12 protein-coding genes are annotated in these 12,927 nt (G+C 68.7%); 9 read left to right on the plus strand and 3 right to left on the minus strand.

From position 1 onward, the window contains the following. Nucleotides 1-53: 53 nt before the first annotated feature. The 5 genes from atpA (at nt 54) to MO1_RS14265 (ending at nt 5,181) form a co-directional block, all read left to right on the plus strand. Nucleotides 54-1,694 (plus strand): F0F1 ATP synthase subunit alpha, encoded by a 1,641-nt coding sequence (atpA, locus tag MO1_RS14245; protein ID WP_036312533.1) that lies wholly within the window; start codon nt 54-56, stop codon nt 1,692-1,694. 23 nt (nt 1,695-1,717) lie between these two features. Beyond that, nucleotides 1,718-2,614 carry a F0F1 ATP synthase subunit gamma gene (locus tag MO1_RS14250; protein ID WP_036312531.1) on the plus strand — a complete coding sequence of 299 codons (897 nt, stop codon included), beginning with the start codon at nt 1,718-1,720 and terminating at the stop codon, nt 2,612-2,614. Between the two features lie 22 nt (nt 2,615-2,636). Next, nucleotides 2,637-4,085, plus strand: a complete 1,449-nt coding sequence (gene atpD, locus MO1_RS14255) for a F0F1 ATP synthase subunit beta (protein ID WP_036312529.1) — start codon at nt 2,637-2,639, stop codon at nt 4,083-4,085. Between the two features lies 1 nt (nt 4,086). Then, entirely contained in the window at nt 4,087-4,347 is a 261-nt protein-coding gene (locus tag MO1_RS14260) for a F0F1 ATP synthase subunit epsilon (protein ID WP_018188622.1), read from the plus strand. 63 nt (nt 4,348-4,410) lie between these two features. Then, the gene (locus MO1_RS14265) at nt 4,411-5,181 is read left to right on the plus strand and encodes a YaaA family protein (protein ID WP_060916408.1); all 771 of its coding nucleotides are present in this window, start codon (nt 4,411-4,413) and stop codon (nt 5,179-5,181) included. Here the strand turns inward: MO1_RS14265 and MO1_RS14270 are convergent. After that, nucleotides 5,171-5,695, minus strand: a complete 525-nt coding sequence (locus MO1_RS14270; protein ID WP_060916409.1) for a DUF4870 domain-containing protein — start codon at nt 5,693-5,695, stop codon at nt 5,171-5,173. The genes MO1_RS14265 and MO1_RS14270 overlap by 11 nt on opposite strands. 177 nt (nt 5,696-5,872) lie before the next feature. On the opposite strand from MO1_RS14270, the gene MO1_RS14275 reads away from it, so the two are divergent. Further along, nucleotides 5,873-6,691 (plus strand): PP2C family protein-serine/threonine phosphatase, encoded by an 819-nt coding sequence (locus tag MO1_RS14275; protein WP_036311760.1) that lies wholly within the window; start codon nt 5,873-5,875, stop codon nt 6,689-6,691. Between the two features lie 66 nt (nt 6,692-6,757). Further along, on the plus strand, nt 6,758-9,481 hold the full coding sequence (locus MO1_RS14280) for an FtsK/SpoIIIE domain-containing protein (protein WP_060916410.1): 2,724 nt from the start codon (nt 6,758-6,760) through the stop codon (nt 9,479-9,481). 8 nt (nt 9,482-9,489) lie between these two features. Here MO1_RS14280 and MO1_RS14285 read toward each other — a convergent pair whose 3' ends face one another. Continuing rightward, a complete protein-coding gene (locus MO1_RS14285; RefSeq protein WP_060916411.1) occupies nt 9,490-10,479 on the minus strand; it encodes an asparaginase in 990 nt (329 codons plus the stop codon). A gap of 60 nt (nt 10,480-10,539) precedes the next feature. Here MO1_RS14285 and MO1_RS14290 point away from each other — a divergent pair, with 60 nt between their 5' ends. Further along, nucleotides 10,540-11,037 (plus strand): OsmC family protein, encoded by a 498-nt coding sequence (locus tag MO1_RS14290; protein WP_036311772.1) that lies wholly within the window; start codon nt 10,540-10,542, stop codon nt 11,035-11,037. Here the strand turns inward: MO1_RS14290 and MO1_RS14295 are convergent. Then, entirely contained in the window at nt 11,006-11,785 is a 780-nt protein-coding gene (locus MO1_RS14295; RefSeq protein WP_036312435.1) for a lysophospholipid acyltransferase family protein, read from the minus strand. The genes MO1_RS14290 and MO1_RS14295 overlap by 32 nt on opposite strands. 146 nt (nt 11,786-11,931) lie before the next feature. Between MO1_RS14295 and MO1_RS14300 the strand changes: the two genes are divergently transcribed. Beyond that, complete coding sequence (locus MO1_RS14300) at nt 11,932-12,897, plus strand: FKBP-type peptidyl-prolyl cis-trans isomerase (protein ID WP_060916412.1); 966 nt, start codon at nt 11,932-11,934, stop codon at nt 12,895-12,897. Nucleotides 12,898-12,927 lie beyond the last annotated feature (30 nt).

A 12,927-nucleotide genomic window follows, 5' to 3' on the forward strand; every position in this document is an offset into this window, starting at 1 on the left:
GCGGACCCGGCGGGCCAGGTGCTCGCCACAAGACCTCACTAAGAAGGAAGACCATGGCAGAACTGTCCATCAGCCCCGACGTCATCCGTGACGCGCTGAAAGACTTCGTCGCCGCCTACGAGCCCACCGGGGCCGCGGCGACCGAGGTCGGCACCGTCGTCGACGCCGCGGACGGCATCGCCCACGTCGAGGGTCTGCCCGGCGTCATGGCGAACGAGCTCGTGCGTTTCGCGAACGGTGTCGAGGGTCTCGCACAGAACCTCGACGAGCACGAGATCGGTGTCGTCGTCCTCGGCGACTTCTCCGGCGTCGAAGCCGGTCAGAAGGTCACCCGCACCGGTGAGGTCCTCTCGGTCGGTGTCGGCGAGGGCTACCTCGGCCGCGTCGTCGACCCGCTCGGCAACCCCATCGACGGTCTCGGCGAGATCGCCACGACCGGCCGTCGCGCCCTCGAGCTCCAGGCGCCCGGCGTCATGCAGCGCAAGTCCGTCCACGAGCCGATGCAGACCGGAATCAAGGCAATCGACGCCATGATCCCGGTCGGCCGCGGCCAGCGCCAGCTCATCATCGGTGACCGCCAGACGGGCAAGACGGCGATCGCGATCGACACGATCATCAACCAGAAGGCCAACTGGGAGTCCGGCGACGTCACGAAGCAGGTTCGATGCATCTACGTCGCTATCGGCCAGAAGGGCTCGACCATCGCTTCGGTGAAGGGCGCGCTCGAGGACGCCGGTGCCATGGAGTACACGACGATCGTCGCTGCCCCGGCATCCGACCCCGCCGGCTTCAAGTACCTCGCCCCTTACACCGGCTCCGCCATCGGCCAGCACTGGATGTACGAGGGCAAGCACGTCCTGATCATCTTCGATGACCTGTCGAAGCAGGCCGAGGCCTACCGTGCCGTGTCCCTGCTCCTGCGCCGCCCGCCGGGCCGCGAGGCGTACCCCGGCGATGTCTTCTACCTGCACTCGCGTCTGCTGGAGCGTTGCGCCAAGCTCTCCGACGAGCTCGGTGCCGGATCGATGACGGGTCTTCCGATCATCGAGACGAAGGCCAATGACGTTTCGGCCTACATCCCGACCAACGTGATCTCGATCACCGACGGCCAGATCTTCCTCCAGTCCGACCTCTTCAACGCCAACCAGCGTCCTGCGGTCGACGTGGGTATCTCGGTCTCGCGTGTCGGCGGTGACGCACAGGTGAAGTCGATCAAGAAGGTCTCGGGAACGCTCAAGCTCGAGCTCGCCCAGTACCGCTCCCTCGAGGCGTTCGCCATGTTCGCGTCGGATCTCGACGCTGCGTCGCGTCGTCAACTCGCCCGTGGTGCGCGTCTGACCGAGCTGCTCAAGCAGCCGCAGTACTCGCCGTACCCCGTCGAGGAGCAGGTCGTCTCGATCTGGGCCGGAACGAACGGCAAGCTCGACACGATCGAGGTGGAGGATGTCCTCCGCTTCGAGCGCGAGCTGCTCGACCACCTCAAGCGGAATACGTCGATCCTCGACACCCTGCGCGACTCCAACGTCCTCGACGACACCACCGCCGGAGAGCTCGAGAAGGCCGTCGATGCCTTCGTCCTCGAGTTCCAGGGCGGCAAGGGTCACGCGCTCGGCGCACCCGGCAACGAGTCGGTCGCTGCGGCGGAGGTCGATGACGTGAACCAGGAGAAGATCGTCAAGGGCCGCCGCGGCTGACGCCGACGGGAGATTCATAACCCATGGGCGCACAACTCAGGGTCTACAAGCAGAAGATCTCTTCTGCTCAGACGACCAAGAAGATCACGAAGGCGATGGAACTCATCGCGGCTTCGCGCATCCAGAAGGCTATGGCGCGTGTTCGCGCGTCCAGCCCCTTCGCGCGAGCCGTGACGCGTGCCGTGTCCGCCGTGTCGACGCACTCCAACGTCCAGCACCCGCTGACGACGGAGCGCGAGGAGATCCGGCGGTCCGCCGTCGTCGTCTTCGGTTCCGACCGAGGACTTGCCGGCGCGTTCAACTCGCAGGTCATCCGCGAAGCGATGCAGCTCGGTGAGCTGCTCCGCAGCCAGGGTGTCGAGCCGGTGTTCTACCTCATCGGTCGCAAGCCCGTCGGCTTCTTCCAGTTCCGTCGGATCGCGACGGCGGGGGAGTGGATCGGTGACACCGACACTCCGCAGTTCGCCACGGCCGAGGAGATCGCGAAGGCACTCATCGAGGCGTACCAGCTCGGTGGGGGCGACGGCGGCGTTGACGAGATCAACCTCGTCTACAACCGCTTCGTCAGCATGATGACGCAGACCCCGGAGACGGTTCGTCTGCTGCCTCTCGAGGTCGTCGAGGCGGAGGACACGGCATCCAGCCAGGTCTACCCGCTCTACGAATTCGAACCGGATGCCGAGACGGTGCTCGACGCGCTTCTGCCGGTCTACGTTCAGAGCCGCGTGTTCAATGCCCTGCTGCAGTCGTCGGCTGCAAAGCAGGCCGCCACGCAGAAGGCGATGAAGTCCGCCAGCGACAATGCCGACAAGCTCATCACCGACTACACCCGCCTGCGCAACAACGCGCGTCAGGCAGAGATCACGCAGCAGATCGCCGAGATCGTCGGCGGCGCCGACGCTCTCGCGTCGAGCAAATAGACCATACGAAAGAAGAGAAGCCATGAGCCTCACCGCTGAGAAGACGGAGACCCCCGTCGTCGGTCGCGTCGCGCGCGTCACCGGCCCGGTCGTCGACATCGAGTTCCCGCACGACTCGATCCCCGAGATCTACAACGCCCTCAAGACCACGATCACGATCGACGGCGAGTCGACGGAGATCACGCTCGAGGTCGCCCAGCACCTCGGCGACGACCTCGTCCGCGCCATCTCGCTGAAGCCGACCGACGGTATGGTCCGCGGCCAGGAAGTGCGCAACACCGGCGGCCCCATCACGGTTCCCGTCGGCGATGTCACCAAGGGCAAGGTCTTCAACGTCACGGGTGACGTCCTGAACGCCGCTCCGGGCGAGACCATCGAAGTCACCGAGCGCTGGGGCATCCACCGCCAGGCGCCGAACTTCGACCAGCTCGAGTCCAAGACCGAGATGTTCGAGACCGGCATCAAGAGCATCGACCTGCTCACCCCGTACGTCCAGGGTGGAAAGATCGGCCTCTTCGGTGGTGCCGGCGTCGGCAAGACCGTCCTCATCCAGGAGATGATCCAGCGCGTCGCGCAGGACCACGGTGGTGTGTCGGTGTTCGCCGGTGTCGGTGAGCGCACCCGTGAGGGCAACGACCTCATCGCCGAGATGGAGGAGGCGGGTGTCTTCGACAAGACCGCCCTCGTGTTCGGCCAGATGGACGAGCCGCCGGGGACGCGCCTGCGTGTCGCCCTGTCGGCGCTGACGATGGCGGAGTACTTCCGCGATGTCCAGAAGCAGGACGTTCTCCTCTTCATCGACAACATCTTCCGCTTCACGCAGGCCGGCTCCGAGGTCTCCACGCTGCTGGGCCGCATGCCCTCCGCCGTGGGTTATCAGCCGAACCTCGCCGACGAGATGGGTGTGCTCCAGGAGCGCATCACGTCGACTCGCGGTCACTCGATCACCTCGCTGCAGGCGATCTACGTCCCCGCCGACGACTACACCGACCCGGCTCCCGCGACCACCTTCGCCCACCTCGACGCGACCACCGAGCTGTCGCGTGAGATCGCATCGAAGGGTCTGTACCCCGCGATCGACCCGCTCACCTCGACGAGCCGCATCCTGGACCCCCGCTACATCGGTGAGGACCACTACCGCGTGGCCACCTCGGTGAAGCAGATCCTGCAGAAGAACAAGGAACTGCAGGAGATCATCGCGATCCTCGGTGTCGACGAGCTCTCCGAAGAGGACAAGATCGTCGTGTCGCGTGCACGCCGCATCCAGCAGTTCCTCTCGCAGAACACCTACATGGCGAAGAAGTTCACCGGCGTCGAGGGCTCCACGGTCCCGATCAAGGAGACCATCGAGTCGTTCGACGCGATCGTCAAGGGTGACTTCGACCACGTTGCCGAGCAGGCGTTCTTCAACGTCGGTGGCATCGGCGACGTCGAAGAGAAGTGGGCTCAGATCCAGAAGGAGAACGGCTGACATGGCGCTGACCGTCACCCTCGTCTCCGCTGAGGCAGAGGTCTGGCACGGCGAGGCGAGCCTCGTCGTCGCCAAGACGGTCGAGGGCGAGATCGGCTTCATGGCCGGTCACGAGCCCGTCCTCGCCATCCTCGCGGAGGGCCAGGTCCGGATCACGCAGTCGAATGGCGAGAAGATCGTCGCGACGGCCGAAGACGGATTCCTCTCGATGGAGAACGACGAACTCACCATCGTCGCGGGAAACGCAGCCCTGCAGTCCTGACACCTGTTCCACACAGCGCCGTCCGGTTCGCCGGGCGGCGCTGTGCAGTTTCCGGAGGTCCTCGTGCTCATCCTGTTGCCCCCATCCGAGACCAAGCGGCCCGGCGGGGACGGGTCACCGTTTCGGGCGGACGCCTTTGCCTTCCCGGGACTGATCCCGCAGCGTGAGAGCGTCGTCGATGCTCTCGTCGCGCTGAGCGCAGACGAGGAAGCGGCGGCTCGGGTGCTCAAGCTCTCAGCCCGCCAGCGCGGCGAGGTGGCCGTCAACGCCGCGCTTCGGACGTCGCCGACGCTCCCCGCTGTCGACCGCTACACGGGTGTCCTGTTCGACGCCCTGGATGCCGCCACACTCGGCGAGTCGGCTCGCGGGTGGCTCGCGCGCCATGTCGCCATTCATTCGGCACCGTTCGGCGTCGTCGCCGCCCTGGACCCGCTCCCCGCCTATCGCTTGGGAGCCGGCATCCGTATTCCGGGCTTGCCGTCGATGCGTACGGTGTGGGCGGATGCCGTCGGTGCCGCGATCGCGGCCGCGGGTCCCTCTTTCGTGCTCGACATGCGGTCGGAGGCCTACGTCGCGCTGGGCCCGGTCCCTGCGGATATGCCTCAGGCGTACGTCCGTGTCGTGTCGGAGGGGCCGGATGGTGCGGTGCGTGCCCTCAACCACTTCAACAAGCATGCGAAGGGGGACTTCGTGCGCCACCTTGCGCAGGCTCATCCCCGGATTTCAGGAGCCGCGCAACTCATGCGATGGGCGCAGGACGAGGGGATCGTCCTGCGCCCATCGGCGGCCGGCGAGCTCGAACTCGAACTCGTCGTACCGTCGGTTACGAGATGAAGCGGAGCGTCACGGGGTAGCGGTAGCTGCCACCCGCGTTGACCCGCACACCGCCGAGGATCGAGAACACGATGTTCACGACCCAGACGGCGAGGGGGAGAAGACCTATCAGCCAGCCGAGGACAGGGATCCAACCCAGGGCGATCGTCAGGATGTTGGCGACGATGATGGCGATCGTGAACGTGATCTGCCAGTTCAGAGCCTCCTTGCCCTCGACGTTCGTCCGGGGGCCGCGGTCCTTGAAGACCAGCCAGATGACGAGAGCCGGGAGGAATCCGATGACTCCGCCGAAGTGGGCGAACGAGGCCCACTGCTTGTCCTGGTCCGGGGAGAGCGGAGCCGCGGCCGCCGGCTGGGCGTACGGCTGCTGGCCGTGAGGCTGCTGACCATACGGCTGCTGCGGGGGCGGCGGGGCGGAGTACCCGCCCGGGGCCTGCGCCGGCGGGGGCGTGGGGCTACCTGCGGGCGGGGGAGACGCGGGTTCGCCCTGCGGTGGCGTGTTCGGGTCTGACATCGGTGTGCCCTTCTCTCGGCGTCGCCGCGGGCGCGGCGTTCAGCGGGTCTGCGCTGCCTCAGCGAAACCGTACTGGTGCAGGGGACGCCACGGCAACGGGTTGTGCCGCAAGATGACGGGGGTGGCGTCCACTAGAGTGTGTAGACGCTGCACCGATCAGGAAAGAAGGGTGGGAGCGTGCCCGAAGCCGTTACCTCCTCCCGTGTCGTCTCCACCGTCACGGGTCCCATCGAGCTGCGCTGGGCGGAGGTCACCCACCAGGGTCGACGTCGCGAGAACAATCAGGATGCCGTGCTGTCGTCCTTCCCCCTGTTCGTCGTCGCCGACGGCATGGGCGGCCACATCGGCGGCGAGATCGCGAGCTCCCGCACCGTCGAGCGGCTGTCGGCTGCAGTGAAGCGGGAGACCGTGTCGCCCGACGTCATCGAGGAGGCCCTCGAGCGCGCCGTCGACGACATCGCCTCGCACACGGAGACCACCGACGACGGCACGGGTACCACCGTCACGGGCGTCTACCTCGACCTGACCGGTGAGGAGCCGACCTGGGTCACCCTCAACATCGGCGACTCCCGCGTGTATCTGCTCCGCGACGGCGCTCTGGCGCAGGTGACGACCGATCACTCCGTCGTCCAGGAGCTGATCGCCGCCGGCCGGCTCAGCCCGGAAGAGGCCGAGAACCACCCGTACGGCAACGTCATCACCCGCGCGGTGGGACCGAGCGACGGCGTCGTGCCGGATTACGTGCGTCTCGAGGTCGTCGACGGGGATCGTTTCGTGGTCTGCAGCGATGGGCTCACCAAGGAGCTCACCGACTACGGCATCCTGCACTTCCTGCTGCAGCACGAGGACCCGGCCGCAGCGGTCGATGCCATGCTCGAGGCCGCGCTCGAGAACGGTGGTCGTGACAACGTCTCGATCATCGTCGTCGGCGCCCGTCTCGTCTCCGCCGACGACGACACCTCGACGGTCGAGATCTCCTCCCCAGTCTCGTCCTGACGGTCGCCGTCCACAGGACGCGCCGCCTCGCCGGTACGGATGCCGGGTGCCCCGCACAGTGGACCGGTGTCCACCCTCGCTCCTGACGAACCGCTGACCCTCCCGCGACGCGGCACGCCGCCACCGCGCCCGCCGCTGCCACTCTTGACCGCGATCGTTCCCGTGATCGGAGCCGTGGCCCTCTGGGCGGTCACGGGTTCCGCCTACGCGCTCCTCTTCGCGGCTCTCGGACCGCTCATCGCCGTGGCATCGGTCGCCGATGCCGCGCGCACATCGAAGCGGACGTCGAAGAAGGATGCCGCCGCGCTCGCGCGCGAGCTGGCCGAGGCTCAGGCGGAGGTCGCGCGTCGTCACGACGAAGAGCGCGAGCAGCGGTGGGCGACCCACCCTGACGTCGAACGGTTCCTCGCCCGCCCCGAATCGATCTGGCGAGTGGTCCCAGAGCGGGAAGCAGCGTTGGTGGTCGGATCGGGGGAGGACGCCAGTTCCCTTCGCGTCAGCGGTGGCGAGGGCGACGACGCATCCAGCGCGCTCCGTCGCACCGCCGGAAGGATCGACGGAGTGCCCGTCCTCGTCCCGTTGACGACCGGAGTCGCCGTCATCGGGCCGCCCACCCTCGCCGCAGCCGTCGCCCGCGCCCTCGCATTTCAGGTGCTGCTGTGTCTGGCGCCGGGGAGGGTCCGCCTCGGCGACGGTGCGCCGGCGTGGACGGATGCCGCCCCGCACCGCTCGGCCGCGGTGGGACCCCTTCTCCAGCTGCTGGAGAAGGGTGGCGTGGTCGGAGCCGACGTCGACATCCCGATCGTCGTCGTGCCCGAGGATGCGCCGCCGCCGCCCCGGTGCGGAGCCGTGCTGCGGCTGACGGGACCGACGACGGCTCGGCTCGACCTCGATGGGCGCTCTCGCGAGGTCACCGTGGACGTCGCGTCCGTGTCGCAGGCGACCGGTGTGGCGCAGCTCCTCGCGGAGCGGGCGGCACGGGCCCTCGGGCACACCGTGGATGAGGCGCTCACGCTTCGTGACGCGCTCCGCGGTGCGCCGCCCGCCCGCCCGGGCACACTGTCGGCGGCCTTCGCAAGCGCCGGCAGTGCGGTCTTCCCCATCGATCTCGTTGAAGACGGGCCGCACGCGGTCGTGATCGGGATGACGGGTGCAGGCAAGAGCGAGCTGCTGACCTCCTGGGTGGTGTCGCTCTGCGCCGCTCACACACCCGCGCAGCTGGGCCTGTTGCTGGTCGATTTCAAAGGCGGTCGCACGTTCGACCACTTGGCTCCGCTCCCGCATGTCACCGGCGTCTTGACCGATCTCGACGAGCCGACCACGGTTCGCGCCATCGAGAGCCTTCGGGCCGAGGTGCGCTACCGCGAGCGGACTCTGGCCGCCATCGGCGCGCGCGACGTCGACGAGGCCGGCGACGCCCTCGGCCGACTCGTCATCGTTGTCGACGAGTACGCGGCGCTCGTTGCCGCGCACCCGGTTCTGCACGATGTGTTCGGCGATCTCGCCGCCCGTGGCCGCGCCCTCGGCATCCACTTGGTGCTCGCGGCGCAGCGAGCGACCGGCGTGTTCCGCGATGCAGTTCTCGCGAATGCGTCGCTCCGCATCGCGCTGCGGGTCGTCGACGGTTCCGATTCTCGGGCCGTCCTCGGAGTCGACGACGCCTCTCGGCTCTCGGGTCGCCCCGAGGCGCGTGGCACGGCACTCTTCCGCCGCAGCCGAGACACCGCTCCGCACGTCGTCCGCGTCGCACTGTGCGACGGTGGTGTCATCGCGGAGACCGCCGCGCGCCACGGAGGCGTGCGGGCGCGGCGCCCCTGGCTCCCGGCCCTTCCCGAGCGGATTCCGCTGGACACGTCACGGACGACGGGAGGAGTACTGCTCGCTGTCGCCGACGAGCCGGACCAGCAGCGCCAGCGCGGTGTCATCTGGAAGGATCCGTCGATCGCGGTGATCGGCGGACCCGGCAGTGGGCGGTCCGGCGCCCTCCGGGCGATCTCCGCGCAGACGCCGACGCGCGCCATCCCTGCAGACGCCGAGGGGGCATGGGACGCGCTCACGACACTCGAGCAGACGCCGACCGGCACGACAGTGCTCGTCGACGACCTCGATGCGTTGCTGTCGGCCCTGCCGGGGGAGTACAGCGCCGTTGCCGGTGAGGCCCTCGAGAGCGCTATCCGCAGTGCCCGCACGCGCGGTGTCCGCGTCGCGATCGCGACCCAGCGCGTGGGCGGCGGGGTGGGACGAATCCTCGATCTCGTGCCGGGGCGGCTCGTTCTCGGCACCGCATCTCGCGCGGACCACGTCGCCGCAGGCGGGGAGGCCGCGGACTTCCTGCCGGACCTGCCGACCGGGCGGGGCCGGCTGGGGCGAACGCTCGTCCAGGTCGTCGATGCCGGCCTCGACTCGGTGCCCGCCCCCGCCGGCGTCCCTCCGGTGTGGCAACCCGGCCGCCGAGCCGCGGCCGTCGTCGTGCCGGCAGGGTCGCGCCCGCGCCGCCTGGCGGCTGCATGGGAACACCTGGGGGTGCCGGTCCGTCCGCTCGACAGCGAATCGCGCCTGGAACGAGGTGGCGTCGTCATCGGTCCGCCCGACGCGTGGTTGGCCCAGTGGCGAATCCTCGCCGCTGCCCGGGTGGATGCGGACCTCGTCATCGACGCGGCCTGTGCCGCCGAGTATCGCGCACTCACCGGATCGCGAGAGCTGCCGCCCTTCGCTCTCCCCGGCGCCGGACGCGCGTGGCTGCACGCTCCCGATCGGCCGGTCCGACGGGTCCTGCTCGAAGCGGAGTGAAGGGTGGATCAGACGGTGGGGCGGATGACGCCCACATCCCGGCCTCCGCCGGTCACCGTCAACGGGAGCTCGCCGAGGGTGCGGGCGACATCCGCGGCCTGCAGTGCGCCGGCGCGGACGAGGAGGGTGAGAGCCGTGACGACGCCGACCCGGTTGCTGCCGTCGAGCACCTTGAGAACGACCGTCGTGCCGTTGGGGGCGACCATCGCCATGACGCCTTCCGCGCCGTGCTTGGCGAAGACGCCGAGGCGCTCCGTGACGATCGAGTCCGGCTGTCCCTGCCCCTGGATCACCCACGGGTGCTCGCGGACGGCGCGCACCAGGGCGCCGGCGGTGCGGTGCAATGCGAACGGCGATCGCTCGGACGAGGCCCCGATCCGGTGGATCGCACGCGCCAGGGCGGAGAGCGCCATCGCGTGCACCGGCGCGCCGCATCCGTCCGTTGCCGTTGCGGTGATCTTGGTTCCGGTCAGGCGTTCGACGACCTCGCGGGTGTGCACCTGAAGCGGATGCTGCGCGTCCAGGTACGTGGCCATGTCCCAGCCGTTCGCGTGGCAGGCGAGCAGCATCGCCGCGTGCTTGCCCGAGCAGTTCATCCGCACCCGCTGCGGCCCGATGAGCTCCCGCGTCATCTCGTCCCGCGCGGCAGCGTCCCCGGGCCAGGCCGGCGGGCACAGGAGAGCATCCTCGCCGACGCCGGCGGAGTTCAGGATGTCCGTCACGAGCGCCACGTGGCGGTCGGTCCCGGAGTGGCTCGCCGTCGCCACCGCGAGATGAGCGCCCTCGAGGGACGCGCCAGCGGTGACGCTGGCGAGCGCTTGCATGGGCTTCAGCGACGAGCGGGGGAGGATCGGCGCGTCGACTGCTCCGATGGCCGAGACGATCCCGCCGTCGGGATCGAGCACGATCGCCGAGCCTGCGTGGCGGGACTCCACGAACCCGCTCCGTTCGACGACGGCGAGTTCGACGGCATCCGTCACGGCGAAGGTCTCAGGCACCCGCCCAGCCTACCCAGCGCATTCGGCCCCCTCGCGGCGACCGCGTGCGAGACTGGCCGCGTGTACGACGAACATCACTATCGCGTCAGCACCCTTTGGACGGGCGACCGGGGCACCGGGACGAGCGGCTATCGCGACTACGACCGCGCGGTGACTCTCCGCGTCGAGGGCAAACCCGAACTCCTCGGCTCGAGCGACAAGCCGTTCCGCGGCGACCCGGCGCGCTGGAATCCAGAAGACCTCCTGCTGGCCGCGCTCTCGGAGTGCCACCTGCTCTCGTACCTGCACGCGTGCGTCACGGCCGGAGTGGTCGTCACGTCGTACGAGGACGACGCGACCGGCACGATGGTGCTCGACGGCACCGGCGGCGGCGCGTTCCGCGAGGTCACCCTTCACCCTCGGGTGACCGTGGCTGAGGCCGCGATGGTCCCGGCAGCCGAAGCTGCGCATCGACAGGCACGCGAGTGGTGCTTCATCGCGAACTCGGTCAACTTCCCCGTCCACCACGAGGCGACGGTGACCGCGGTCAGCGACGTTCGTGCGGCAGGACCTGCTTGAGGCGCTCGACCGGGTTCTGAGCGGGGACCTCGTTGTACGCCCCCGCAAGCTCCTGGCCTGAGAGGGCGTGGATCGCCGTCATGATGTCGTCCGTCGCCAACCGGCGGGCACGTCCGGAGGATGCGGGACCGTGGTGCGAGAGTTCGATGGGCTCGCCGTAGCGGATCGTCACGCGCGGCGACAGTCGCGGCCATTTGGCTCCGACGGGCATGGCATCGTTCGTCCCGATGATCCCTACCGGGACGACCTTCGCGCCCGTCTCCAGCGCGAGGAAGGCCACGCCGGTACGCCCCTTGTAGAGGCGTCCGTCGAGCGACCGGGTGCCCTCGGGGTACAGCGCGATGGCCTTACCCGACTGCAAGATCCGTCGTTGCTGGTCGAGTGCATCGAGCGCTGCCTGACCGGCCCCGCGCTGCACCGGTGTCGCGCCGAGGGCGCGGAAGAAGCGGTTGCTGATCCAGCCCTTCACGCCCGTGCCGTCGAAGTAGCTGGACTTGGCGAGGAAGTAGACGGGACGCGGAGCGAACAGAGGAAGGACGAATGAGTCGATGAAGCTCAGGTGATTGCTCGCCAGGATGATGGGGCCGGATTTCGGAATGTTGCCGACGCCCTCGATCCGCGGGCGGTAGATGAGTCGCGCGAGGGGACCGAAACCCCAGCGCACCAGGTAATACAGAGCCCCGGCGCGCGCGAGTTCATCGACGGATGACTCGGCGGGGGTCTCGGGAGGGGTGGGCGCTTCGGTCACCAGAAGAGGGTACTGCCAAACCCATGCACCCCAGGACATGGCCGGAAACCGGGTCCCGTCCGGGAATTCGTTCGCGCACTCACACCGCGGACAAAAGAAGGTGGGGGAGGATGGGATGACACCCCGTAACTCTGTGAGGTTCTTACGTGCGTTTTCGCCCCCTTGCCGCTCTGTCTGCCGCGGCCGTAGCCGCCCTTCTCCTGGCCGGCTGTGCGTCCGGCCAAGGCACCGCTCAGCCGACCGGGACGGCGGCCGCCGATCTCTGCGCGGCCCAGGCAGCTCCCGGCGCGGCATCCGACTCGGTGACCGTCGACGGTGAGGTCGGCAAGCCTTCGAAGGCGACCTTCAAGACCCCGCTCGAGCCGAAGAACCTGCAGGTGACGGTGCTCGACGAAGGCAAGGGCGAGTCTGTCAAGCCGGGCCAGTTCGTGTCGTACGCGATGAGCGCCTACAACGCGAAGTCCGGCGACGAGCTCGCAACGGTCGGCTACAAGGAGGGCGAGTTCCTGCCCTCGCAGCTGTCCGCCAGCACGGTGCTCGGCCAGGTGTTCGGATGCGGGAAGGTCGGCAAGCGCGTCGTCGCAACGTTCCCGGCAACTGACACCGCGCAGGCCGAGGTGTACGTCCTCGACTTGCTCGGCACGGTGCCGACGGCCGCCTGGGGCACGCCGCAGGATGCCCCCGCCGACTTCCCGAAGGTGGCCCTCGAGAAGAACGGCGCCCCGAAGATCACGATCCCCAAGGGTGAGGATCCGCCCACGGCGACGAAGATCGCGACCCTGAAGAAGGGCGACGGCTACACCGTGAAGAAGGGCGACTATGCCCTCATCCAGTACACCGGTGTCCGCTGGTCCAACGGCAAGACGTTCGACTCCACGTGGGAGAAGGGCGGCGGCACGCCGATCGCGTACCCCACCACCCAGTACGTTCCGGGCTTCCAGAAGGCTCTCGAGGGTCAGACCGTCGGGTCGCAGGTACTCGTCGTGATCCCGCCCGCCGAAGGCTACGGCGAAGGCAAGATCAACGAGGCCGACCTCAAGGGCGAGACGATCGTCTTCGTCGTCGACATCCTCGGCGCGCAGTCGGCCACCGCCGGCTCTCCGGCCGAGTGACCCTACCGGCGGGCGCTTCGGCGCCCGCCG

Origin of the sequence: Microbacterium oleivorans NBRC 103075 (assembly GCF_001552475.1) — a bacterium.
Classification (GTDB): domain Bacteria; phylum Actinomycetota; class Actinomycetes; order Actinomycetales; family Microbacteriaceae; genus Microbacterium; species Microbacterium oleivorans.

Bases quoted from the DNA above. Each gene is read 5' to 3' on its own strand.
- atpD (WP_036312529.1), top strand. From the start codon at position 2,637: ATGAGCCTCACCGCTGAGAAGACGGAGACCCCCGTCGTCGGTCGCGTC.
- MO1_RS14250 (WP_036312531.1), top strand. From the start codon at position 1,718: ATGGGCGCACAACTCAGGGTCTACAAGCAGAAGATCTCTTCTGCTCAG.
- MO1_RS14270 (WP_060916409.1), bottom strand. From the start codon at position 5,695: ATGTCAGACCCGAACACGCCACCGCAGGGCGAACCCGCGTCTCCCCCG.
- MO1_RS14260 (WP_018188622.1), top strand. From the start codon at position 4,087: ATGGCGCTGACCGTCACCCTCGTCTCCGCTGAGGCAGAGGTCTGGCAC.
- atpA (WP_036312533.1), top strand. From the start codon at position 54: ATGGCAGAACTGTCCATCAGCCCCGACGTCATCCGTGACGCGCTGAAA.